This is a genomic window from Streptomyces sp. NPDC058401 (genome assembly GCF_042722885.1).
In the GTDB taxonomy this organism is placed as follows: Bacteria; Actinomycetota; Actinomycetes; order Streptomycetales; family Streptomycetaceae; genus Streptomyces.
The window spans coordinates 1-23,447 of sequence record NZ_JBHXKA010000128.1 but is presented as its reverse complement, the minus strand read 5'-3'; the positions used below and the strand labels follow the sequence as shown (position 1 = coordinate 23,447).

Genomic DNA, 23,447 nt, shown 5'->3' with positions numbered 1-23,447 from the left:
GGGGGCGGGGGGGGCGGGGGCGGGGGGGGCGGCCGCCGGCTGGGGCGCGGCCCGGGGGGCCGCGACGGGGGCGGGGGCTTGGTGCGCGGGCGCCTGGTGCACGGGGGCCGGGGCCTGGTGCGCGGGGGCCTGGTGCACCGCGGCCGGCGGCGCGGGGGTCCGTACCGCCGCGGGGGCCATGGCGTGGGCCTCCGGCCCGGGCACGTAGCCCATGGCGGGCGCCTGGGCGAAGGCCGCGGCGGCGGAGGCGGCGCCGCCGCGCTCCAGCCGGTCGAGCCGCGCCTGCACGGAACGCTCGTCGTCGAAGGCGGCGGGCAGCAGCACGCGGGCGCAGATCAGCTCCAGCTGCAGCCGGGGCGAGGTGGCTCCGCGCATCTCGGTGAGACCCGTGTTGACCAGATCGGCGGCCCGGGACAGCTCGGCGGCCCCGAAGACGGAGGCCTGGGCCTGCATCCGCTCGACCACGTCGTTGGGGGCGTCGATGAGCCCCTTCTCGCGGGCGTCGGGCACGGCGGCCAGGATCACCAGGTCGCGCAGCCGCTCCAGCAGGTCGGCGACGAAGCGGCGCGGGTCGTTGCCGCCCTCCACCACCCGGTCCACGATCTCGAAGGCCGCGGCCCCGTCCCCGGCGGCGAACGCGTCCACGACGGCGTCGAGGAGGGTCCCGTCGGTGTACCCGAGGAGCGAGGTGGCCATGGCGTACGTCACACCCTGCTCGGTGGCGCCGGCCAGCAGCTGGTCCATGACGGACATGGAGTCACGGACGGATCCGGCTCCGGCGCGCACGACGAGCGGCAGCACGCCCTCCTCGACGTGGGCGCCCTCGCGGCCGCAGACCTCGCCGAGGTAGTCCCGCAGGGTGCCGGGGGGCACGAGCCGGAAGGGGTAGTGGTGCGTCCGGGACCGGATGGTGCCGATGACCTTCTCGGGCTCGGTCGTGGCGAAGATGAACTTGAGGTGCTCCGGCGGCTCCTCGACCACCTTCAGCAGGGCGTTGAAGCCCGCCGGGGTGACCATGTGCGCCTCGTCGATGATGTAGATCTTGTACCGGCTGGAGGCGGGCCCGAAGAAGGCCTTCTCGCGCAGGTCGCGCGCGTCGTCCACACCACCGTGCGAGGCCGCGTCGATCTCGATGACGTCGATGGACCCCGGCCCGTTGCGCGCGAGGTCCTTGCAGGACTGGCACTCCCCGCAGGGGGTGGGCGTGGGGCCCTGCTCGCAGTTCAGGCAGCGGGCGAGGATGCGCGCGCTGGTGGTCTTGCCACAGCCCCGCGGCCCGCTGAACAGGTACGCGTGATTGACCCGGTTGTTGCGCAGGGCCTGCATCAGCGGGTCAGTGACATGCTCCTGCCCGATGACCTCGGCGAACGACTCGGGGCGGTAGCGGCGGTACAGCGCAAGGGACGACACGTCTACGAGGTTATCCGGGCCCACCGACAACGGTGGCCCGACGACGCTCAGCGGCCCGGCCGGCCCGACCCGTCCCGGAACGCAAAGCGCCCCCCACGCACCCGCCAGAGCCCACTTACCCTTGCTGCCTTCCGGCCCTGGGGGAGTTGGGTGAGATAGCGCCACGTGAGGGGCTGGCCCCACCCTAGCGGATGGAGGGCCCCGGAATCGAGCCGGACCCCGACCGGGACCCGCCCAGGGGTCCGCCCGGAGCCCGCCCGACGATCACGTTCGCGAGCACCCCTCAACGTCTTGTATTGTTTGCCGCGGAGGATTCGCCTAGTGGCCTAGGGCGCACGCTTGGAAAGCGTGTTGGGGGCAACCCCTCACGAGTTCGAATCTCGTATCCTCCGCCATTGCTCTCACCGGGCAATAAGTCGAAGGGCCCCGCTGCTTGCAGCGGGGCCCTTCGACTTTCCCCCGACTCGACTTTCCCCCGACTCTTCCCGGGGCGGGCGAGGAGCCGGATGACCGTCCACACCGCCGTTCCGCTCGGCGTCGAGGCCCCGAGGGCCGACGGGCGGGTCTGGTACGCCTCCTACGGGTCCAACATGCACGCGGCCCGGCTGGCCGCCTACATCGCCGGCGGGACGCCGCCCGGAGGGGCGCGCTCGTATCCCGGCTGCCGGGACCGCCGGGCGCCGGAGCGGTCGATCGCCGTCCGCCTCGACGGATGCCTCTACTTCGCCACCGAGTCCCCGGTGTGGACCGGGGGCAGGGGCTTCTACGATCCTTCGGCGCCGGGCCACCTGCTGGGGCGCGCCCACCTGGTGACCGCGGGGCAGCTGTCGGACATCGCCGCGCAGGAGATGTACCGGGAACCGGGAACGGACCTCGACCTCGCCGCGGTGCTGCGCGACGGCCGCGACGCGGCGGGCGACGGCCGGTACGAGACCCTGGTCTGCCCGGGGACGGTCGAGGGCATCCCCGTGCTGACCTTCACCGCCCCGTGGTCCCTCCGGGACGTCGACCCGCGCCCGCCGTCCGCCGCGTACCTGCGGCACCTGGCGGGCGGCCTGCTGGAGTCGGGGCCGTGGCGGGAGCGGGAGATCGCCGAATACCTGTCCGCCTGCCCGGGCGCGAGCGGCAGCTGGACCCCGCGACAGGTGCTCGACCTGCTCGCGGAGCGGCGGCTCCCTCTAGCGTGAGCTCATGGACACGGAACAGGAGTACACCGCACAGGAGTACACCGCACGGGAGTACACGGCACGGGAGTTCGAGACCCACCGGCCACGGCTGTTCTCGCTGGCCTACCGGATGCTCGGCTCGGCGGCCGAGGCCGAGGACGCCGTGCAGGACGCGTACCTGCGCTGGCACGGGGCCGAGCCCGGCCAGGTGACCGTGCCGGGCGCGTGGCTGGCCAAGGTGGTCACCAACCTGTGCCTGAACCGGCTCGGCTCCGCCCGGGTGCAGCGCGAGGAGTACTTCGGGCCCTGGATCCCGGAGCCGGTGGGGACCGGCGCCGGGGTGCTGGGCCCCATGGAGACGGCGGAGCAGCGGGACTCGGTGTCGTTCGCCGTGCTGACGCTGATGGAGCAGCTGTCGCCGCCCGAGCGGGCCGCCGTGGTGCTGCGCGACGCCTTCGACTACAGCCACCGGGACATCGCGGGCGTCCTCGACTGCTCGGAGGCCAACGCGCGCCAGCTCCACCGCCGGGCCAGGCAGCACCTGGCCGACGGCCGGGCACGGTTCACCACCTCGCGGGAACAGGACGACGAGCTGCTCGCCCGGTTCCTGGCCGCCGCGTCCGGGGGCTCGATGGACCGGCTGGAGCAGCTGCTCTCCGAGCAGGTGGTCGTCTGGTCGGACGGCGGCGGCAAGGCCAGTGCGGCCAGCCGGCCGGTGGCCGGACGGGACAACGTGGTCCGTTTCCTCATCGGCCTCTTCTCCCGGTGGGTCAACGGCGTGCAGATCACCTTCGCCGAGGTCAACGGCGGGCCGGCGGTGGCCGGCTGGGCGGACGGCGAGCTGACCGCCTTCGGGGCGCTGGAGCTCGGCGAGGGCGGGATCACGGGCGTCCGGCTCGTCCTGAACCCGGACAAACTCGCCTTCCTCGCGACTCAGCTCCAAGATCTGCCACAGAACCTGTCACGGAACCTGTCACAGAACGCCTGACCCGTCGGTTCTTCCTCGGTGACGGCCGCCACTACGGCGGCTGCGGCTTCGGGTTCGGAAGGCTGGGACTGATGGAGAACGACACGATCATGGTGACCGGGGCGACGGGGATGCTCGGCCGCGAGGTGCTGGAGCGGGTCCGCCGCACCGGCCGCCCGGTCCGTGCGCTCACGCGCGGGACCGCGCTGCCGCAGGACGCCGGGGTGGACTGGTACACCGGCGACCTGACCACCGGGACCGGACTCGACGAGGCGCTCGCGGGCGTCCGTACGGTCATCCACTGCGCGAGCGACATCCGGCACTTCAAGAACGACCTCCCCGGCTTCCGGCACCTGCTGGAAGCCGGGAAGCGGGCCGGGGTCGGGCACGTCGTCAACATCTCGATCGTCGGCGTCGACCGGACCCCCTACCCGTACTACCGGGTCAAGCTGGAGGGCGAGGAGCTGCTCGCCGGCTCGGGGATCGGCTGGACCAACCTGCGCGCCACCCAGTTCCCGGCGCTGCTCGACTTCGCCCTCGGCGCCCTGTCCAAGCTCCCGGTGGTCCTCGTACCGTCCGCCACCGACTGCCAGCCGGTCGACCCGGGCGAGGTGGCGGACCGGCTGGTCGAGCTGGCCCTCGGCGCCCCCGCCGGCCGGGTGCCCGACTTGGCCGGCCCGGCCGTGTACCCCGCCGCCCGCCTCGCCCGGGACTGGCTGCGCGCCACCGGCAAGCGCCGCGCCGTCCTGCCCGTCCGGATCCCCGGCAAGGTCGGGGCCGCCTGGCGCGCCGGCCACCTGACCGCCCCCGGGAACGCGGCCGGCACGCGTACGTGGGAGGAGTACCTCGCGGAGAAGGTCGCCCGCTGACGCGGACCCGTAGGCGGATCGGCGGATCGGGGCGCCGCCTGGACGTGCGGGGGGACAGACCGGCACATACCGTTTCCCGAGACGGCCGAGGAGGTGTGGATGGACTGGCTCCGGGACGAGATCTTCCGGCCCTACCCCGAGCTGCTGATCTTCCTGACCATCGCCGTCGGCTTCCTGCTCGGCCGCATCCGGTACAAGTCCATCGCCCTCGGCGCCGTCACCGGATGCCTCGTCGCCGGTCTGGTCATCGGCTCCCAGGCCAAGGTCGAGATCGACGGTCCGATCAAGTCCGTCTTCTTCCTCATGTTCCTCTTCGCCCTCGGCTACGACGTCGGCCCGCAGTTCTTCCGCGCCCTGCGCAAGGACGGACTCCCCCAGGTCGTCCTCGCCCTGATCGTCTGCGTCACCGGACTCGCCTCCGCCTGGGCCTTCGCCACCCTCGCCGGGTACGGGACCGGCCTCTCCGCCGGTCTGCTCGGCGGCGGCCTCACCCAGTCCGCCGTCATCGGCGTCGGCTCCGACGCCATCGCCCACCTGCCCGGGGTCAGCGCGGACGAGGCCCGGGACCAGTCCCATCTGATCGCCGTCGCCTACGCGGTCACGTACCCCCTCGGTACGGTCCTGCCCGCGCTGCTCCTCGCCGGCTTCCTGCCCCGCCTCCTGCGCCGGGACCTGGCGGCCGAGAGCGCCGTGCTCGCCGCCGACCTGGAGGCCGCCGAGGACGACCCCGACGCCGGGGAGGGCTACTACAAGCACGTGCTGCGCGCGTACGCCGTCGACGTGGCGGCCTTCGCCGGACGCACGATCGGGGACTTCGAAGCGGAGCAGAGGGCCGCCGGGCGGCGGCTCTACATCACCCGGCTGCGCCGCGCCGGGGAGATCCTGGAGCACACCACGGACACCCGCGTCGAGATCGGGGACATCCTGGCCGTCAGCGCGGTCCGCGGCGACCTCGTCGCGTACGACGCGCGCACGCACATCGGGATGGAGACGGACGACTTCGAACTCCTCGCCTACCGCACCGAGTCCCTGCACGTGGTCATCACCGACCGGAACCTCAGCGGGCGCACCATCCGCACCCTGCGCCACGAGGAGTTCATGCCGGGCGTCTTCGTCGACGAGCACTGGCGGGCCGGCGCCGACCTGCGGGTCCGCCTCGACAGCACCGTGGAGCGGGGCGACACCCTGGTCCTCACGGGGCCGCGCAGCCGGGTGGAGGCGGCCGCGGCGGTGCTGGGCAAGCCGGTGCCGACCAGCTTCGCGACGGACATGGTGTGGATCGCGCTCGGGCTCTTCCTCGGCGGCTGCCTCGGCATCCCGGCGCTGCACGCGGCGGGTGCCCCGCTGTCGCTGTCCACCTCCACCGGGGCGCTGCTGATGGGGCTGGTCTTCGGCTGGATCCGCAGCAAGTACCCGACCTACGGGAACCTGCCCTCGGCGGCGCAGTGGCTGATGGGCACGCTCGGGCTGTGCGTGTTCGTCACGGTCGTCGGCCTCAACGCCGGCCCGAGCTTCGTCCCCGGCCTGCGCGAAGCCGGCTGGCCGCTGCTGCTCTGGGGCGCCGCCGTGACGACCGTGCCGCTGCTGACCGGATTCGCCTACGGGCACTTCGTGCAGCGGCTCCCCCTCCCGATCCTGCTCGGCGCCCTGGCCGGAGCCCAGACCACGACGGCCGCACTGGGCGCCCTGACGGAACGCGCACGCAGCCAGATCCCGGCCCTGGGGACGACGGTCCCGTACGCCCTGGGCAACGTCCTGCTGACGATGTGGGGGTCGGTGATCGTGCTGCTGCGGCGGTGAGGCCATCCCGTAAGGGCTCCCTGAAGGATACCTTCGAAGATATAATCGGCATCCGAGTTGATATCAACGGAGGTGCATCGTGAGTAGAACCGTGATCGACCTCGACGATGAGCTGCTTGCAGACGTCGCCCAAGCCCTTGGCACCAGCACCAAGAGGGACACCGTCAACACCGCCCTGCGCGAGGTGCTGGAGACCCGGCGTCGAGCCCTGGCTTTGACACGACTCCGTGCGGCAGCCGCGGACGGCGCCTTCGACCTGGACATTCTTGACGACAAGGGGAACTACCGGCGGTGAGCGCTGCCCAATTCCTCATCGACACGAGCGCATTGGCCCGGCTCATGCGGGGCGACGCAGAACAGTACGGCTGGGATCAGGCGGCGGCGGCCGGGCTGATCGCCACCTGCCCGATCACCGAGTTGGAGTTCTTCTACAGCGCCCGGTCCGCGGAGGACCGGATCCGGGGGATCGAAGACATGCGCCTGCTGTTCGGCTGGGTACCGGTTGACGACCGTGCCTATGACCGGGCCTGGCAGGTACAGGAACTGCTGACCCGGCGAGGACAGCACCGCAGTGCGGGAGCCGTGGACCTCATCGTCGCCGCGACCGCGGAACTGCAAGGGCTGACCTTGCTTCACCGCGACCGCGACTTCGAGTGCATCGCAGCCGTCACCGGCCAGGCCCTCCAGTGGTACGGGCCGGCGGCTGGCAAGTAGGGACGGCGGTCCACCTCAGCGGACCATGTCCCGGAGGGCGACGGCCGGTTCGTGCGCGGCTGAGCCCTCGGCAAGACACCCGCTAGGTCGTCTCTTTCGGATCTTGTCGGCCGAGTCCGCGGCGTCTGGTGCCGTGCCTGGGCGTGCTGTCGGGGCGTTCTCGTATTGGGCGTACGTGGTCGCCTCGGCAGTGCGGCCAGGCGCGGTGCCAGGCGTCGCGGGCCCGGCAAGATCCGAAAGAGACGGCCTAGCCGTGGGGGATCAGGGCCACCGGGCTGTGGGCGTGGTGGGCCACCGCGTGGTCCGTGGGGCCCATGCCGTGCAGGGGGCGGTGGTGGCGGCGGCCCACGACCAGGAGGTCGGCCTCGGCGGACTCCGCCAGCAGGAGCTCCGCCGGGTCGCCGGGGCGGGTCACGCACGTGGTCGCCACCCGCGAGTGGCGCGCGCCCGCCGCGGCCACCGCCGCTTCGAGCGGCTCCGGGGCGGCCGCGCCCGACCGCACCGCGTGCACCGCGCGCAGCGGGAGCGCGTGTCGCGCCGCCCAGGCGTAGGCGAAGTCGAGGACCGCGGCGTGGTCGCCCGCCGGGTCCACTCCGACGACGACCCCGTGTCCGTGCGGCGCGCGCTCGGCGGGCTCCCGTACCAGGACGACGGGCACCTCGGCGCGCCCCGCGACGTGCAGCGCGGTGGAGCCGAGCTGCGGAACCGCGTGGCGGTCCTCGCCGCTCGCGCCGAGCACGATCAGCCCGGCGTTCGCCAGGGCGGCCGCGCGCGGGATCTCGTTGCCCGGGCCGCCCTCGGCGGTGGCCGCCTCGACGGTCAGGCCCTGGTGGGCGGTGCGGAGTTCCTCGGTGAAGGCGGACAGTACGGTCCGCGCCGCGGACTCGTTCGCGCCGAGCACGGGCTGGAACTCCGGGGAGACGGGCTGGACGGTCGGCCAGGCGTGGCCCACGTGGAGCAGCCGCAGCGGCGCCCCGGCCGCCAGGGCCTCGCGGGCGGCCCAGCGGGCGGCGGCGAGGCTCCGGGGCGAGCCGTCGAACCCGACGAGGACGGGGAGGGCGGGGAGGACGGGGAGGGCAGACGGGACGGACATCGGCGGCACCCTTCGTTCACATGGCCCGTTCGCATGGCGGTTTCGCATGCTTTGGCCGTTTATGTTCGCCCTTACGACGCTACGCCCATCGACCTGTTTGCCCGGTGAGGAGGGTTCCGCTCCCGCCCGGGCCGGCCTGCCGGGGACACCCCCTAGGCTTCGGGCGTGCCGTCGTACTCGATAGGGCAGGCTGCCGGCCTGCTGTGCGTGAGCCCCGAAACCGTCCGCCGCTGGGCCGACGGGGGGCGGCTGCCCGCCCGGCGGTCGCCCGAAGGGGTGCGGACCGTCGACGGGGTGGCCCTCGCCGCCTTCGCCAAGGAACGGGCCGCCGGTCTGCATCCGGTGCCGGAGAAGGGCGCAGCCACCTCCGTGCGCAATTCCTTCGCCGGGATCGTCACCGCCGTCCGGGTCGACGAGGTCGCAGCCCAGGTCGAGGTGCAGTCGGGCCCGCACCGGCTGGTCTCCGTGGTGACCCGGGAGTCGGTGGAGGAGCTCGGCATCGCGGTCGGGGTCACCGTGACGGCCCGGGTGAAGTCCACGGACGTCCACATCGACCTGGCCTTCTGACCGGCACGGCCGCCGGCGGATCGGAAGGCCTGCGAGCTCCGAAAGAGACGGCCTAGCAGCGCAGTGCCGCGTACAGGTCCAGCTTGTGGTCGAGGCGCGACAGGTCGCGGCCGGTCAGCGCCTCGACCCGCTCGATCCGGTAGTGGACCGTGTTCACGTGCAGGTGCAGCGCCTCCGCCGTGCGCGTCCACGAGCAGTTGTTCGCGAGGAACACCTCCAGGGTCTCGCGGAGCATCCCGTCCCCGAGCGAGCCCAGGGTCCGCGTCCCGAACACCCCGCGGACCTCCGGCGGGACCCCCGACAGCAGTTCGGCCAGGGTGTCGAGCTGCTCGACCCCGCGGACCGCGACCGTCTCGTCGGCCGCCGTCAGGGCGAAGCGCGCCTGGCACAGTGACGCGCGTAGTCCCTCGGCCGAAGCCGTCCGCGCGCCCACGCCGAGCCGCAGGTCGGCCCCCGGCTCGGCGCACGCCTGGAGCAGCGGCCACACGGTGCGCAGCCGGTCGGCGAGATCGGCGGTGGCGGCGGCGCCCGCGGCAGCATCCGCGGCGCCGCCCTCCGCATCGGCCGCGTCCGGGCCCTCGTACAGCACCGCTCCGCCCGGGCCCGCCGCCCATCGGACGCCCTCCAGGTGCCCCAGCGCCTCCGCCAGCGCGTCTCCGTCGGTCGCCGTCACCACGCGGTACGGGCCGCCCGCGGGCAGTCCGGCCGTCTGGAGGGCGGCGGCGAGGAGGTCCGGTTCGGCTTCGGCCGCCACCAGGGCGAGCAGGTCCCGTCCGGCGTCCCGGCGCGCGGCCACCCGGCGGGCCGTGCCGTCGCGGTACTGCGCGAACACCTCGGCGATCTCGTGGAGCACGCGCGGCGGCGCCGCGTCCGCGTCCGGGACGTGCAGCAGCCAGGCGTCGTACGGGGAGCTCTCGGCCTCGACGCCGAGCGAGACCCCGCCCTTCGCGGCGGAGGCGGCCCGCTGCGCCGGGACGGCGGGCGCGGACGCGGTACGGGCCACCGTGCGGCCGCTCGCGGTCAGCAGGTAGCAGGGCAGGCGGCCCAGGTGCGCGCACGCCCGGTCCAGCAGCTCGGCCGGCCCGGCCCCGCCCTCCAGGAGCCGGCTGAGCTCGCTGCGCACGTTCTCGGGAAGCGCGAAGTGCCGGGTCGGGCGGCGGCTGAGGTCGCCCCACTGGCGCAGGTACACCGCTTCGGTGACGGCCCGGAAACTGGTCCGCGCGGGCACCGCCACCAGCGGCATCCGGTGGGCCCGGCAGGCGGCGACGAGCTCCTCGGGCACCCCGCCGTGGGTCTCCTCGCCGGCCAGCAGGGCCCGCGCTCCGGCGTCGGCGAGTGCGGCGACGAAACGGTCGGTCCTGGCGGCGGCCGACGCCCCCGGACGCCACCACACGAGGCCGCTGAGCACCAGCTCCCCGGGGCCCAGGAACCGGCCCGGGTCCTCCAGGTCGGTGGCGGTCACCCCGCTGACCTCCTGGCCGAGAAGGGACTGCTCGCCCCACAGCAGGGTGAGGCCGAGGTTGTCGGACTGGAGTAGGTCGAGGACGTGCATGGCGGGGACTCCTTGCGGCGGGTGGCAGCCCACAATCGCGAGGCGAATATGAGGATTGCCATGGTAAATGCAAGGGCAACCCTTCGAACAGCCTCTTGGATGATTCACCAGGGACGTCCCGTCGGCCCTGGTGTTTTTCCGTGCCGGGGACCAGTCGTCCCCACCCCCTGCCCGTTGTTTCACTGAGCTGGACGACGAAAAGCGATCAAAACAGCGAGACGACGACGGAAAGGATGGCGGGAAATGGACCTCAACACGGTGCTCGACGTACGCGACGCACGCCGCCGCGAACCCTGGCGTCCGGGTGACGCCTGGCTCGGTGGCGGGACGTACCTCTTCTCCGAGCCCCAGCCCCACATCCGCCGTCTCGTCGACCTCTCCCGGATGGGCTGGCCGCCGTTGTCCTGGCAGCCCGACGGCTCCCTCGACATCGCCGCCACCTGCACCATCACCGAGCTGTCCCGCTTCGCCCGGACCCTGCCCACCACGGCCGCGCCGCTCTTCGAGCAGTGCTGCCGGGCCTTCCTCGCCAGCTTCAAGATCTGGAACATGGCGACCGTCGGCGGCAACCTCTGCAACGGCCTCCCCGCCGGCCCGATGGTCTCCCTCACCGCCGCCCTCGACGGCACCGTCCTGCTCCAGGGCCAGGACGGCTCCACCCGCCGCATGCCGGTCACCGACTTCATCCGCGGAGCCGGCGTCAAGGACCTGCGCGACGGCGAGCTGCTGCGCTCGATCCGGCTGCCCGCCCGCGCCCTGGACTCCCGTACGGCCTTCCGGCAGGCCTCCCTCTACGGTCTCGGCCGCTCCGGCGCCCTCGTCATCGGCGCCTACGACCCCCAGGACGGCTCCCTCGCCGTCACGGTCTCGGCCGCCACCACCCGACCCTTCCGGTTCTGGTTCGCACTGCCGCCCACGGCGGCCGAGCTGCGCCGGACGATCGACGACACCGTCCGGCCCGACGAGTGGTACGACGACATCCACGGACTGCCCGCCTGGCGGCGCCACATGGGCCTGCGCCTCGCGGAGGAGGTCCGCCGCGAACTGACGGGCGACCCCGTGGGCGACCCGGCGGGCGACGACGCTCCGGAGGGACTGCGATGACCCAGAGCAGCAGCGGCAACAGCAGCAGCTACGAGATCGACATCAACAAGCAGCGTTTCACCGAGGAGCCCCGCCCCGGCCAGTGCCTGCGCACCTACCTCCGCGACCGCGGCTGGTTCGGCGTGAAGAAGGGCTGCGACCAGGGCGACTGCGGCGCCTGCACGGTCCACGTGGACGGGCAGCCGGTGCACAGCTGCCTCTACCCGGCCGTCCGCGCCGAGGGCCGCGCCGTCACCACCGTCGAGGGACTCTGCTCGCCCGGCGGCGAACTCCACCCCGCCCAGCAGCAGTTCCTCGACGCCCAGGGCTTCCAGTGCGGCTTCTGCACCGCCGGGTTCCTGATGACCACCTCCGCCCTCCAGGCCGAGCAGGGCACCGCCCACGACGACGGCAAGCTCGACGACCTCCCCCGCGCCTTCAAGGGCAACATCTGCCGCTGTACGGGGTACCGCGCCATCGAGGACGCCGTACGCGGCGTGAAGCACGTCGAAACCCCCGAGGCGGGCCAGGCCGTCGGGAAGTCCCTCGGCGCACCGGCCGGCCCGCAGGTGGTCACGGGCACGGCCCGCTACACCTTCGACGTCAACGTCCCCGGCCTGCTCCACATGAAGCTGCTGCGCTCCCCGCACCCGCACGCCCGCATCGTCTCCATCGACACCACCGACGCCCTCCAGGTCCCCGGCGTGCACGCGGTCCTCACCCACCACGACGCCCCCGACCACATGTACTCCAGCGCCCGGCACGAGCACCCCACCGAAGACCCGATGGACACCCGCGTCCTGGACGACGTGGTCCGCTTCGTCGGCCAGCGCGTGGCGGCCGTCGTCGCCGACTCCGAGCAGGCCGCCGAGGAGGGCTGCCGCCGCGTGGTCGTCACGTACGAGGAACTCCCGTACGTCACCGACCCGGAGGAGGCCATGCTGCCCGGGGCCCCCGTCCTCCACCCCAAGGGGCCCGAGTCGGGGATCTTCCGCGCCGAGAACAACGTGTGCGGCGAGGTCCACAACACCCTCGGCGACATGGAGAAGGGGTACGCGGAGGCGGACGTCGTCTACGAGGAGACCTTCCAGACCCAGCGCGTGCAGCACGCCAGCCTGGAGACCCACGGCAGCGTCGCGTACTTCGAGCCGAAGGAGGAGGGCGACGGCGAGCGGATCACCGTCCGCTCCTCCACCCAGGCGCCGTTCCTGACCCGGCGGGCGCTGTGCGCCCTCTACGACCTGAACGAGGACGAGGTCCGCGTCGTCGCGGGCCGCGTGGGCGGCGGGTTCGGCGGCAAGCAGGAAATGCTGACCGAGGACATCGTGGTCCTCGCCGCCCTGAAGCTGCGGCGCCCGGTGAAACTCGAATTCACCCGGGCCGAGCAGTTCTACGGGGCCACCACCCGCCACCCCTTCAAGATCACCATCAAGATCGGCGCCAAGAAGGACGGCACCCTCACCGCGCTGCGCATCCGGGTCGTCTCCAACACCGGCGCCTACGGGAACCACGGCCCGGCCGTCATGTTCCACAGCGTCGGCGAGTCCTTCGCGGTGTACAAGGCGCCCAACAAGGAGGTGGAGGCGTACTCCGTCTACACCAACGGCGTGCCGGCGGGCGCCTTCCGCGGCTACGGCCTAGGCCAGGTCCTCTTCGCCGTCGAATCGGTCATGGACGAGCTCGCCATCCGGCTCGGCATGGACCCCCTCGAACTGCGCGAGAAGAACGTCATCGGCCCCGGCGACCACATGGTGACCCCGATCGGCCACGAGGAGGACCTCTTCATCGCCTCGTACGGCATGAAGCAGTGCATGGACGTCGTCCGCAAGGCCATCGCCGAGGACCGCAGTCACGAGGACGTGCCCGAGGGCTGGCTCACCGGTCAGGGCACGGCGGTCGCGATGATCGCGACCGGCCCGCCCGGCGGCCACTACGCCGACGCCCGGGTCAGCCTGCTGCGCGACGGCACGTACGACATCGCGGTGGGCACGGCGGAGTTCGGCAACGGCACCACCACCGTCCACAAGCAGATCACCGCCGGTGCGCTGAACACCACGGTCGACCGGATCGCCGTCCGCCAGTCCGACACGGACGTGGTCCGCCACGACACCGGCGCCTTCGGCTCGGCCGGCACGGTGGTCGCGGGCAAGGCCGTGATGCTGGCCGCCGACTCCCTCGCGGAGCGCCTCAAAACCTTCGCGGCCCGCCACACGGGCGTGGCCCGGCACCTGTGCAAACTGTCGGCGGAATCCTTCGACTGCGCGGGCCGGACCGTCACCCTCAAGGAGCTCTACGAGGCCGCGTACGACAAGGGCAAGCTCGAAGAGATCGCCGCCGACGGCCACTGGGGCGGCTCCCCCCGCTCCGTGGCCTTCAACGCCCAGTGGTTCCGGATCGCCGTCGACCCGGACACCGGCGAGATGAAGATCCTGCGCTCCGTCCACGCGGCCGACGCGGGCAAGGTCATGAACCCGATGCAGTGCCGCGGCCAGGTCGAGGGCGGCGTGGCCCAGGCCCTGGGCGCCACCCTCTTCGAGACCGTACGGGTGGACGAGCGCGGGGAGGTCACCACCGCCGCCTTCCGCCGCTACCGCCTCCCGCAGTACGCGGACGTCCCGCGCACCGAGGTCCACTTCATGGAGACCTCCGACTCGATCGGCCCGCTCGGCGCCAAGTCCATGTCCGAGAGCCCCTTCAACCCGGTGGCCCCCGCCTTCGCCAACGCACTGCGCGACGCCACCGGGATCCGCTTCACGGAAATGCCGGTGACCCGGGACGTGGTCTGGCAGAAGATCCACGAAGCGGGCGGCCGCCCCTGAAACGCCGGTGGGGCAGCTCTGTCGGAGCTGCCCCACTGAACTCGGTGCGCGGCGGGGGCTAGCCCTGCGTGAAGTAGCCGAGGAGGTCGGTGATCACGTGGTTGGGGCCGCCGTGGCTGTTGAAGATGCTGACCTTGCCGCCGGGGCCGACGGGGGTCGTCACGTGGTTCGGGACGGTGAGGCCGGGGAGGGTGTTGAGGCTGCTGGCGCCGGGGAGCTTGCCCCCGAAGGCGTAGGCGGTGAGGAAGCCCGGCCCGGTCGAGTCGGTCGCGGTGACGTTCAGGACCCCGCCCACGGCGTTGGCCGGGAGGCCGGAGACCGTGGTCGTCGCGCCCGGGGCGACCTTGCCCGTGGTGCGGGTGTCGGCGAGGCGCTTCGGCACGACCGGCGTGAAGAGGGCCTTGCCGTCCTTGCCGTAGTAGCCGACCGCGTCCAGAACCAGGTGGGTCGAGCCGGTGTTCGTGAACAGGGTGATCGTGCCGTTGGGGCCGACCGGGACGATCACCTGGTTCGACTTGTCCTTGCCCGGCTCCACGTTCAGGTTCGAGGTGGCCGGACGCTTCGCCGCGTCCGGGTAGGCGATGACGTGGGCCGGCTGCGTCGCACCCGTACCCGTCAGGTTCAGCGCGACCGCCTTGGCGTCGGCCGGGATGCCGTTGACACCGGCGACCTTCACCGTGCGGGTCTTGGCGGCAGGCAGTGCTCCGCCGGTCGTACGGGTGTCCAGGACCCGGGTCGGGGCCAGCGGGCTGAAGCGCTCACCGGCGTTCGGCTGGTAGTAGCCGACGAAGTCCACGATCAGGGAGGCGCTGCCGGAGTTCAGCTGGGCCTGGATCCTGCCGTCCGCGCCCACCGGGACGGTGACCGTGTTGGACGAGGTGCCGCCCGCGCGGACGTTCACGTTCGACGTCGACGGTCGCGGCTGGCCGGAGGCCCAGACGGTCAGGTGGGTGTCCTGGGTGGCATCGGTCACGGTCACGTTCAGGACGGCCGAAGCCATGCTCCGGGAGAGCGGCTGTCCCGAGGCGCCACCGCCGAGCGGCAGGTCCACAGGGGTGACCGCCCCGCCCTTGACCGGGGTCTTGGTGGTGCGGGTGTCGAGCAGGCGGAAGGGCTCGGTGGCCACGTAGCCCGAAGGCGCGTAGTCCACCTGCACGGTCTTGGCGACCGTGGACTTCACGCCTTCCTCGTTCTCCACGGTGACCTTCACCTCGTAGGCGCCGGGCGCCTTGTAGGTGTGGTCGAGCGTGTCGGCCTTGTCGAGCTTGCGCGCAGTTCCGTCACCGAGGTCCACGTCGACGGCCCGGACCTTCTCGGACGGCTCCGTGCCCGTGAAGTCGAACCGCGTGGTCAGCGGGGCGACCCGGGGTGAGGACGGGAGGGTCGAGACCGGCAGGCCCGGCGCGGCCGTGAAGTCCGCCGCCAGCGCCTCGGCGACGGGGGAAGCGGAGCCGTGGATGTCCGGGGTGCCCGCGTACTGCAGGCGCACGTAGCCCTTCGCCGTGCCGGGCAGCGTCGTCTCGACCTGCGCCGCCGCGTTGGCCCCCGGCCGGGTGGCGACGTCCACGCTCTCGACCGTGCTCCAGCCCGTCCTGCCGTCCGCCGAGGTCTGGACCTCGGCCTTCAGCGAGGTGACGCCGGCCGGGATCTCGCCCCGCTCGAACCGGCCCTTCACGGTGACGTTCTTGTGCTGGTCCACCTCGACGCCCAAGCCGGAGAAGGCGGTACCGGCCGTCGTGTCCACCTTCACGTGGTCGTCGGCCTCCACCCACGTGGCGCCGAAGATCCCCCACCATTCGTCCTTGCGGAACTCGGTGGACGCGGTGAAGTGGCCCGCGTCGTCGGTGCTGACGTACTGACCGGAGTCGGTCTTCAGGCCGACGCCCGCGGGTGCCGGCTTCCACGTACCGTCGGCGGCCTGCCAGGTGACGGTCCCCCCGGCCTTGGCCTGCGTGCCGTAAGGACCGGTCAGGGTCGGGGAATCCAGGCTGATGCGTCCGGGTACGGAGGTCACGGGAACCGGTACGGACTCCGACTCCTTGAGACCGTTCACCTCGGTCTCGAGGGGGACGCTCGTGTTCGGGATGTCCCCCTGGCTTGCGTAGCCGTCCACGTGGTCGCCACCGGACAGCGTGACGCGGGACTCGAAGCGGCCCTGTGCGTCGGCCGTGACCCTCGTCGTGCCGGTGGAGGTCTTCGCCGTGAGCGCGCCGCCCGCGAACGGCTTCCTCGACCCGTCACGGGGGTCGAAGAGCCAGAGCTTGCCCGAGACCGTCGTGTCCGGATGCGCGAGCGACACCCCGTTCGAGGCGGCCAGGTGCGTGAGGTACGGCGAGATCTGATAGTTCAGCGTCGCCCGGTCCTTGTGGAGGACGGTCTCGCCCCGGGTGCCGTCGTACTCCACGTCGACGCTGTACTCGCCGAACGCGGCGAGCCGCAGCGATCCGGTCGTGAGGGGAAGCCACCCGGTGAGGTCGTCCTCGCAGGACGGCGAGCAGATCTCGCCGGGGACCGCGGTGAACTTCGTGATGGTGGCGACCCGTTCGGCCGTGTTCTTCTTGCGCAGGTGGACCTTGAGGTCCTTGGGATCGATGTCGGTGGGGAAGTCCAGGACGACCGACCCGTCGTTCTTCGTGTACGTGGTGAACGAGGTGTAGGGATCGTCCGCGTGCGCCGCCGTCGGTACGGCCAGCACGGCAGCCATGGCCGTCGCCGTGCACAGCACGGCGCTGATGCGCTTGTTCATGTGTCCCCCTGGAATCTGCTCCACCGTCACGGAGGAGACCGCCCGTCCCGTCGCATGGTTGTACGGGTGGAGGGGGGCGAGTTCGGGCTCATCCGAATCTGCCAGGCAGAATCGACGATCAACTACACAAGTGCGGCTCATATCAAGCTATGAACCTTGCAGACGAGGTTCCCGAAAGCGTGCCGCAGGGCATGAACGACCCATGGCCAAACTCATGCTGCACGGAGACCTGGACCACCCGGCGACGCTCAGCGTCGCGGATCTGCGGGACTGGGCACAGCACCGGGCCGCGGTCACCTTCGACTGTGCGACGAACGGTCCGCAGCACCACGTGTTCGAGGGGCCGTTGCTCCGGGAGGTCGTCTCGGACGCCGGACCGGCCTTCGACGCCCGCCGCCGCAAGGACCGTTCGCGGTTCCTGCTCGCCGTGACCGGCGGGGACGGGCACCATTCGATGCTGTCCTGGGCCGAGTTGGACGCCGACTTCGGCGCGAATCCCGTGCTTCTGGCGACCCGCCTCGACGGTGAGGACCTCGACGAGGCGGGTGCGCAGCTGGTGGTCCCCTCGGACCGGTGCGGGGCGCGCTACGTCAGCGCCGTCACGCACGTGTGGTTCGGCGCTCTGTCGCCGCCGAGCCTGGGCCTGTAGGGCGGGGGGCCCGCTCGGGGCACGGCCCGCCCCCGCGCCGCGCGTCAGGCGAACTTCGGCATCTCGCCGGCCGTCTTCGACACGTCGATCACGGCGAACGCCGCGCCCTGCGGGTCCGCGACCGCCGCGAAGCGGCCGAAGGGGCTGTCCATCGGGCCGAAGTGCAGCTTGCCGCCGTGGGCCTGGGTCTTCGCGACCGCCTCGTCGCAGTCCGGGACGGCGAAGTAGACCTGGACGTACGAGGGGATCTCCGGCGGGAAGTCGCTGCCCATGTTCATCCGGCCCAGCACCGGATTCTCCGGGCCGCCGAGGCTGAAGACCTTGAAGTCCATCCCGGCCGCCTCGGGGTCGTCGCCGAGGTCCATCTGCTGGGTCCCGTACGGGAAGACCTGCGGGAGGAACGCGTCCGGCTTGGCCACGTCGCGCGAGAAGAACTCGGCCCAGCAGTACGCACCGGCCTCGCCGATCTTCTCGAAGCCCTTGTGGTCGCCCGGCTGCCAGACGCCGAAGACCGCGCCGCTCGGCTCCTTCGCGATCGCCATCGTGCCGAAGGAGCCGACCTGCATCGGCTCCATGAGCAGCTCGCCGCCGGCCGCCTTGATCTTCGCGGCGGTGGCCGTCGCATCGGGCGAGGCGAGGTAGAGACACCATTGCGAATGGCCCTCGGCCCCCGGCATCGGCGGCACCACGGCCGCGACGGCCTTGCCGTCGGAGTAGGCCTGCGTGTAGTTCCCGTACTCGCTGCTGGACTCCCCGAAGGTCCAGCCCAGCACATCGGCGTAGAAGGTCTTCGCGCCCTCCAGGTCGGAGAACATGGCGTCCACCCAGCAGGGCGCGCCTTCCGTGAACTCAGTCATGATCGATCGACTCCTGTGTCGTGTACGACGTGACCCGTCTCGGTTCTCACGCTAGGCGCGGGCTCTGACAATCGCGCGGGGAGGACCTCCGCGCGGGACCCTGGGTGCATGGACACGAGCGACAAGAAGAGCGACAAGAAGAAGGACGGCGGCGGGGTCGCCATCCGGCTGGCGCAGCAGCCGGAGGCCGACGAGCTGCTCGGGCGCAGCCCGCTCGCCGCGCTGGTCGGGATGCTGCTGGACCAGCAGGTACCCATGGAATGGGCCTTCTCGGGGCCCTACACGATCGCCCGGCGGCTCGGCTCCGACGACCTGGACGCGCACGCGATCGCCGCCTACGACCCGGAGGCCTTCGCCGCGCTGCTCTCCGAGAAGCCGGCCGTGCACCGCTACCCGGGCTCGATGGCGAAGCGGGTGCAGCAGCTGTGCGCGTACCTGGTGGAGCACTACGAGGGGGACGCGGCGGCGGTATGGGCCGACGCGGCCACCGGCGCCGAGCTGCTGGCACGGTTGCGGGCGCTGCCCGGCTTCGGGGAGCAGAAGGCGCAGATCTTCCTGGCGCTGCTCGGCAAGCGGTTCGGGGTGCGGCCGCGCGGCTGGCGCGAGGCGGCCGGCGGGTACGGTCCGGCGAACGTCTACCGGTCGGCGGCCGACATCACCGGCCCGGAGTCGCTGGCCAAGGTACGGGCGCACAAGCAGGAGGCGAAGGCCGCCGCGAAGGCCGCGAAGGCCGGGTGAGCCGAGCGGGCCGAGCGATCGATCCGGGAAAGCCGCGAAGGCCGGGAAGGCTCAGAAAGCGCCCACCAGCCCTTCCGGCAAACGGAATTGACCGTTCGGGCGAGTGCCCGGCCCGTTGTCAGACCCTGCCCATAAGATCGTGATCATGACTGAGAACCTGACCCGCGCCGCCACTGCCGAGATCATCTCCGACGGCCCCGGCAGCCTGATCACACTGCTCACCGACACCGCCGAGCTCACCTGCAACACGGCCACTTTCGAGGTCGGCGCGGCGGGCGCCCCGGTGCACTTCCACACCAAGGCGACCGAGTTCTTCCACGTCACGGACGGCACGCTCGACGTCCTGCTCGGGGACGAGATACACACCCTGACCAAGGGCGACTTCCTCGCCGTGCCCCCCGGCGTGAAGCACGCCTTCGCCCCGGCCGCGGACGCCACCGCGGAGGTCTTCGTCGGCTTCACCCCCGGCATGGGCCGCTTCGACTACTACCGGCTGCTCGGCCGGGTCCGGGCCGGCGAGGCCACCGTGCAGGACATCATCGACAGCCAGCCGGTCTACGACAACCACTACGCGGAGAGCGAGGCCTGGGCCGGCCGCCTGAAGCGCAGCGCCGAAGCGTAGATCTCGTCGGCATCGAGCCGCCGCAGTTCCTCCGCTATCAGCTCGGCGCTGCTGCGGATCTTCAGCGCCACCTTGCGGTCGGGGCTGCCCGGCAGGAGCAGGGTGGCCAGGACCCCGTCCGGGCGGTCCACGCGGATCTCCCCGGCCGTGGTCGTGAGCCGGACCCGGGTGATGACCGGGCCCGCGGTCGCCACCCGCTCCACGGGCACGCCGAGCCGGTCCTCCAGCCAGCGGGCCAGCAGCTCGGAGCTCGCGTTGCCGGGCTCGCTCTCCACGGCCGCGCCCGTCACCGGGACCGGCTTCTGGTCCAGGGCGGCGGCCAGCAGCGAGCGCCACGGGGTGAGCCGGGTCCAGGCCAGGTCGGTGTCCCCGGGCTCGTAGGCCCCGGCCCGGGCGTCGAGCGCGGCGACCGGGTCGGCGGCCGCCTCGGCATCCGTGATCCGGCGCTGCGCGAGGGCGCCCAGCGGGTCTCGGGCGGGGGCGTCCGGGGCGTCGGCCGGCCACCAGGCCACCACGGGCGCGTCCGGCACCAGCAGCGGGAGCACCACGGAGCCCGCGTGCTCGATGAGCGTGCCGTGCAGCCGGAGCAGCACGATCTCCCCGGATCCGGCGTCGGCGCCGACCCGCAGCTCGGCGTCGAGCCGGTTCTGGCGCAGCCGGTGCGAGCCGCGCGCGGTGCGCTTGATCACCGCGATGATCCGGCAGGGGTGCTCCCGGGAGGCCTCGGAGGCCGCGCGGACGGCGTCGTAGGCGTTCTCCTCGTCGGTGGCGACGAGGAGGTTGAGCACGAGCCCCATCGTGGGGCTCCCGACGGCCCGTCGCGCGTCGAGCAGGGCCTTGTTGACCTTGCTGGAGGTCGTATCGGTGAGTTCGGTCCGCATGCTCCGAGTCTCGCAGGCCGGACGGGGCCCGCGGTACGGATTCCCCGCCAGGTAGGGATTCCCCGCCCTGGCCGGCCGTCCGGTACGGATTCCCCGTGCGGTGTCAGCGGCGCCGCCTGGCCGTGCCGAAGATGGACCGGGAGATCTCGCGGCCCAGCTGCGTACCGATCGACCTGGCCAGGGAGCGGAAGAGCCCGCTGCCCACCACCTGTTCCGCCAGCGAGGGGTCCGGCTTCGGCGCGGCCTTCGCGGCCGCCTTCGCCTGCTTCTCCGCCTCCGCCGCGGCCGCCGCGGCCTCGGCTTCCGCCTCCGCGGCCGCCTGCTCGGCGCTGATCTTCTCGTACGCCGATTCCCGGTCGACGGGCTCCGCGTACCGCGAGTAGAGCAGCGAGGACTTCACCGCCCGGTCGAGCGCGGCCGCGTCGATCGGCCCCATCAGCGACTGCGGGGCCCGCAGCCGGGTCGCCGCCACCGGCGTCGGCGCGCCGTTCTCGCTGAGCACCGTGATCACCGCCTCGCCCGTCCCCAGCTGGGTGAGCAGCTCCTCCAGGTCGTAGCCGGAGTTGGGGAAGGTCTTCACCGTCGCCTTCAGCGCCTTCGCGTCGTCCGGGGTGAAGGCGCGCAGCGCGTGCTGCACCCGGTTGCCGAGCTGCGCCAGCACGTCGGCGGGCACGTCCTTGGGGGTCTGGGTGACGAAGAAGACGCCGATTCCCTTGGACCGGATCAGCCGGACCGTCTGCGTGATGGATTCGAGGAAGGCCTTCGAGGCCCCGTTGAACAGCAGGTGCGCCTCGTCGAAGAAGAAGACGAGCTTGGGCTTCTCCAGATCGCCGACTTCCGGAAGGTCGGTGTACAGATCGGCCAGCAGCCACATCAGGAAAGTGGAGAACAGCTGCGGTTTGTCCTGTACCGCCGGGAGCTCCAGTACGGAGACGAGCCCGCGCCCGTCCGCCGCCGTTCGGAGGAATTCGCTGGTGTCGAATTCGGGCTCGCCGAAGAATTCCGCGGCCCCCTGCTGCTCGAAGGCGGTGAGCGCCCGCAGAATCACTCCGGCGGTCACCGTCGAAAGCCCGCCGATCCCCTTGAGCTCGGGCTTTCCCTTGTCCGAGACGAGGAAGGCGACGACCGCCCGCAGGTCCTTGAGGTCGATCAGCTCCAGGCCCTTGGTGTCGGCGTAGTGGAAGATCAGCCCCAGGGACTGTTCCTGCGTCTGGTTGAGCTGGAGCACCTTGGACATCAGGACCGGGCCGAAGCTCGTCACGGTGGACCGGAGCGGGATTCCGGGGCCGATCCCGCCGAGCGAGTAGAACTCGCTGGGGAATCCGGTGGCCTCCCATTCCTGGGCGACGCCCTCGGCCCGTTCCTCGACCTTGTCGTTGGCCGCGCCGGGCGCGGAGATCCCCGAGACGTCGCCCTTGATGTCCGCGAGGAAGACCGGAACGCCGTTGGCGGACAGCTGCTCGGCGATGAGCTGCAGGGTCTTGGTCTTGCCGGTTCCGGTGGCTCCCGCGACCAGTCCGTGCCGGTTGAGCATCGACAGCGGGATGCGGATCTGGTGCTCCGGCAGGCAGGCCCCGTCCCAGAGCAGGGCCCCGAGATCGAGCGCGGGTCCGGTGAAGGCGTACCCCGCGGCGATCTGGCCGGCAGGGGACGCGGGGTCGGTGCTCTGGCTCATATATCACTCCCGAAATAGCACTGTTTGCCACCTTTGCACCGTCATCGCAAGGCTGCGCCCGCAGGCCCCTGCCCGGTAGGCTTTCCGTGTGATCTTCAAGCGCATCGGAAATAGGCGGCCGTACCCCGACCACGGCAGGGAAACCACCCGGCAGTGGGCGGATGTAGCCCCGCGCCCGGTCCGGCTCGACCAGCTTGTGACCACCAAGGGCCAGCTCGACCTCGAAACGCTGCTCGCCGAGGACTCGACCTTCTACGGGGACCTCTTCGCCCACGTCGTGAAGTGGCAGGGCGACCTGTACCTGGAGGACGGTCTGCACCGCGCCGTCCGCGCCGCGCTCCAGCAGCGCCAGGTCCTGCACGCGCGCGTCCTCGAACTGGGCTGATCCCCGGAGAACCGGGCCGAATCCCCGAACCGGGCCGGTCCGCGAACCGGAACGTCCCCCCTCGCCGGATGCCGGATAGGTCCCGGTTGCGCCTTTCGGGTCAGCCTTGCCCTATCAACAGATGATTCAGTGGGCATCGGCAGCGGACGGCATTACGCTGCGCACATGAGCATGCTCACTCCCCCTGGCATGGGCGGAAAGTACAAGGTCACGGGAGCGGCTTACCCCCGCATGACCCGCCCTCGACGCCGCCGCCGGATCGTCCTCGTGGTGCTCGGATCGATCATCGGGCTCGCCCTGATCGCTTACGGGGCCGTGCAGCTCATCGACGTCTTCGGCGGTGACGCGAGCAAACGCAAGACCGCCGCCGCCGCCAAGAACTGCGCCACCCCCGCCCCCAAGGCGGGCTCCGCAGCCTCCGCCGCGCCGCAGGTCGCGCTCCCGCCGCCCGGCGGGATCACGGTCAACGTCTACAACGCGACCCCGCGCGCGGGCCTCGCCAAGGCCGTGGGCGATGAGCTCAAGAACCGCGGCTTCGCCATCGGCAAGGTCGGCAACGCCCCCGCCGACTTCGACAAGAAGGTCCCGGGCGCCGGGATACTGGTCGGCTCGCCGACGACGGACAAGGCCGCCTTCTCCGTGCTCGGCACCAACCTCGCCGGCGCCACCCAGCAGACCGACACCCGTGAGACCGCGGACATCGACCTGATCCTGGGCGACGCCTTCAAGGAGCTCACGCCCAAGGCCGACGCGGACAAGGCCCTGGCCGCCCTGGCCAACCCCCAGCCCGCACCCGCCAAGAAGTGCTGACCGGCTGAGGCCGGACATCCGGAAAGGCCCGGCCTCCCGAAGGG

General features: G+C 72.0%; 21 protein-coding genes, 1 tRNA gene and 1 other RNA gene. 15 read left to right on the top strand and 8 right to left on the bottom strand.

Translation table 11 applies throughout. The features are described 5' to 3' along the window. Positions 1-1,410: DNA polymerase III subunit gamma and tau (locus tag ACFWNV_RS32435; RefSeq protein WP_383953981.1), on the bottom strand; the 1,410-nt coding region annotated here is incomplete at its 3' end. A gap of 79 nt (positions 1,411-1,489) precedes the next feature. Next, an RNA gene (gene ffs / locus ACFWNV_RS32430) (signal recognition particle sRNA small type) lies at positions 1,490-1,588 on the bottom strand. Positions 1,589-1,717: 129 nt separating this feature from the next. Between ffs and ACFWNV_RS32425 the strand changes: the two genes are divergently transcribed. From ACFWNV_RS32425 to ACFWNV_RS32395, 7 genes are all read left to right on the top strand, one after another. After that, positions 1,718-1,805, top strand: a tRNA-Ser gene (locus tag ACFWNV_RS32425). Positions 1,806-1,916: 111 nt separating this feature from the next. Next, complete coding sequence (locus ACFWNV_RS32420) at positions 1,917-2,597, top strand: histone deacetylase (protein ID WP_383953979.1); 681 nt, start codon at positions 1,917-1,919, stop codon at positions 2,595-2,597. Between the two features lie 4 nt (positions 2,598-2,601). After that, positions 2,602-3,564: an RNA polymerase sigma-70 factor gene (locus ACFWNV_RS32415; protein ID WP_383953977.1), complete on the top strand. Its 963-nt coding sequence runs from the start codon at positions 2,602-2,604 to the stop codon at positions 3,562-3,564. Between the two features lie 71 nt (positions 3,565-3,635). After that, positions 3,636-4,412 carry an SDR family oxidoreductase gene (locus ACFWNV_RS32410; protein ID WP_383953975.1) on the top strand — a complete coding sequence of 259 codons (777 nt, stop codon included), beginning with the start codon at positions 3,636-3,638 and terminating at the stop codon, positions 4,410-4,412. A gap of 99 nt (positions 4,413-4,511) precedes the next feature. Then, on the top strand, positions 4,512-6,212 hold the full coding sequence (locus tag ACFWNV_RS32405) for an aspartate:alanine exchanger family transporter (protein WP_383953973.1): 1,701 nt from the start codon (positions 4,512-4,514) through the stop codon (positions 6,210-6,212). A gap of 79 nt (positions 6,213-6,291) precedes the next feature. Then, entirely contained in the window at positions 6,292-6,507 is a 216-nt protein-coding gene (locus ACFWNV_RS32400) for a type II toxin-antitoxin system VapB family antitoxin (RefSeq protein ID WP_383953971.1), read from the top strand. Next, complete coding sequence (locus tag ACFWNV_RS32395; RefSeq protein ID WP_383953969.1) at positions 6,504-6,926, top strand: PIN domain nuclease; 423 nt, start codon at positions 6,504-6,506, stop codon at positions 6,924-6,926. The genes ACFWNV_RS32400 and ACFWNV_RS32395 overlap by 4 nt, the downstream gene beginning before the upstream one ends. A gap of 247 nt (positions 6,927-7,173) precedes the next feature. Here ACFWNV_RS32395 and ACFWNV_RS32390 read toward each other — a convergent pair whose 3' ends face one another. Continuing rightward, complete coding sequence (locus ACFWNV_RS32390; RefSeq protein WP_383953967.1) at positions 7,174-8,019, bottom strand: universal stress protein; 846 nt, start codon at positions 8,017-8,019, stop codon at positions 7,174-7,176. Positions 8,020-8,184: 165 nt separating this feature from the next. Between ACFWNV_RS32390 and ACFWNV_RS32385 the strand changes: the two genes are divergently transcribed. Further along, complete coding sequence (locus tag ACFWNV_RS32385; RefSeq protein WP_383953965.1) at positions 8,185-8,586, top strand: molybdopterin-binding protein; 402 nt, start codon at positions 8,185-8,187, stop codon at positions 8,584-8,586. Positions 8,587-8,638: 52 nt separating this feature from the next. Here the strand turns inward: ACFWNV_RS32385 and ACFWNV_RS32380 are convergent, their stop codons facing one another. After that, a complete protein-coding gene (locus ACFWNV_RS32380; RefSeq protein WP_383953963.1) occupies positions 8,639-10,138 on the bottom strand; it encodes a helix-turn-helix domain-containing protein in 1,500 nt (499 codons plus the stop codon). 243 nt (positions 10,139-10,381) lie between these two features. Between ACFWNV_RS32380 and ACFWNV_RS32375 the strand changes: the two genes are divergently transcribed. Continuing rightward, on the top strand, positions 10,382-11,242 hold the full coding sequence (locus ACFWNV_RS32375) for an FAD binding domain-containing protein (protein WP_383953961.1): 861 nt from the start codon (positions 10,382-10,384) through the stop codon (positions 11,240-11,242). Further along, on the top strand, positions 11,239-14,040 hold the full coding sequence (locus ACFWNV_RS32370; protein ID WP_383953959.1) for a molybdopterin-dependent oxidoreductase: 2,802 nt from the start codon (positions 11,239-11,241) through the stop codon (positions 14,038-14,040). The genes ACFWNV_RS32375 and ACFWNV_RS32370 overlap by 4 nt, the downstream gene beginning before the upstream one ends. A 58-nt stretch (positions 14,041-14,098) precedes the next feature. Here the strand turns inward: ACFWNV_RS32370 and ACFWNV_RS32365 are convergent, their stop codons facing one another. Next, complete coding sequence (locus ACFWNV_RS32365; RefSeq protein ID WP_383953957.1) at positions 14,099-16,786, bottom strand: PKD domain-containing protein; 2,688 nt, start codon at positions 16,784-16,786, stop codon at positions 14,099-14,101. 202 nt (positions 16,787-16,988) lie between these two features. On the opposite strand from ACFWNV_RS32365, the gene ACFWNV_RS32360 reads away from it, so the two are divergent. Then, positions 16,989-17,435, top strand: a complete 447-nt coding sequence (locus tag ACFWNV_RS32360; RefSeq protein ID WP_383953955.1) for a molybdopterin-dependent oxidoreductase — start codon at positions 16,989-16,991, stop codon at positions 17,433-17,435. 44 nt (positions 17,436-17,479) lie between these two features. Here the strand turns inward: ACFWNV_RS32360 and ACFWNV_RS32355 are convergent, their stop codons facing one another. After that, positions 17,480-18,292, bottom strand: coding sequence for a VOC family protein (locus ACFWNV_RS32355; protein WP_383953953.1), 813 nt, complete (start codon positions 18,290-18,292; stop codon positions 17,480-17,482). Positions 18,293-18,400: 108 nt separating this feature from the next. On the opposite strand from ACFWNV_RS32355, the gene ACFWNV_RS32350 reads away from it, so the two are divergent. After that, complete coding sequence (locus tag ACFWNV_RS32350) at positions 18,401-19,030, top strand: HhH-GPD-type base excision DNA repair protein (protein WP_383953951.1); 630 nt, start codon at positions 18,401-18,403, stop codon at positions 19,028-19,030. Positions 19,031-19,175: 145 nt separating this feature from the next. Further along, on the top strand, positions 19,176-19,652 hold the full coding sequence (locus ACFWNV_RS32345) for a cupin domain-containing protein (protein WP_383953949.1): 477 nt from the start codon (positions 19,176-19,178) through the stop codon (positions 19,650-19,652). Here the strand turns inward: ACFWNV_RS32345 and opcA are convergent. Continuing rightward, positions 19,598-20,533, bottom strand: coding sequence for a glucose-6-phosphate dehydrogenase assembly protein OpcA (gene opcA, locus ACFWNV_RS32340; protein ID WP_383953947.1), 936 nt, complete (start codon positions 20,531-20,533; stop codon positions 19,598-19,600). The genes ACFWNV_RS32345 and opcA overlap by 55 nt on opposite strands. A 103-nt stretch (positions 20,534-20,636) precedes the next feature. Beyond that, positions 20,637-22,208: a helicase HerA-like domain-containing protein gene (locus ACFWNV_RS32335; RefSeq protein ID WP_383953945.1), complete on the bottom strand. Its 1,572-nt coding sequence runs from the start codon at positions 22,206-22,208 to the stop codon at positions 20,637-20,639. Positions 22,209-22,296: 88 nt separating this feature from the next. Between ACFWNV_RS32335 and ACFWNV_RS32330 the strand changes: the two genes are divergently transcribed. Both ACFWNV_RS32330 and ACFWNV_RS32325 read left to right on the top strand, forming a co-directional pair. After that, entirely contained in the window at positions 22,297-22,593 is a 297-nt protein-coding gene (locus tag ACFWNV_RS32330; RefSeq protein ID WP_112446725.1) for a type II toxin-antitoxin system VapB family antitoxin, read from the top strand. Between the two features lie 165 nt (positions 22,594-22,758). Next, positions 22,759-23,403: a LytR C-terminal domain-containing protein gene (locus tag ACFWNV_RS32325; RefSeq protein WP_383953943.1), complete on the top strand. Its 645-nt coding sequence runs from the start codon at positions 22,759-22,761 to the stop codon at positions 23,401-23,403. The last annotated feature ends 44 nt before the right edge of the window (positions 23,404-23,447 follow it).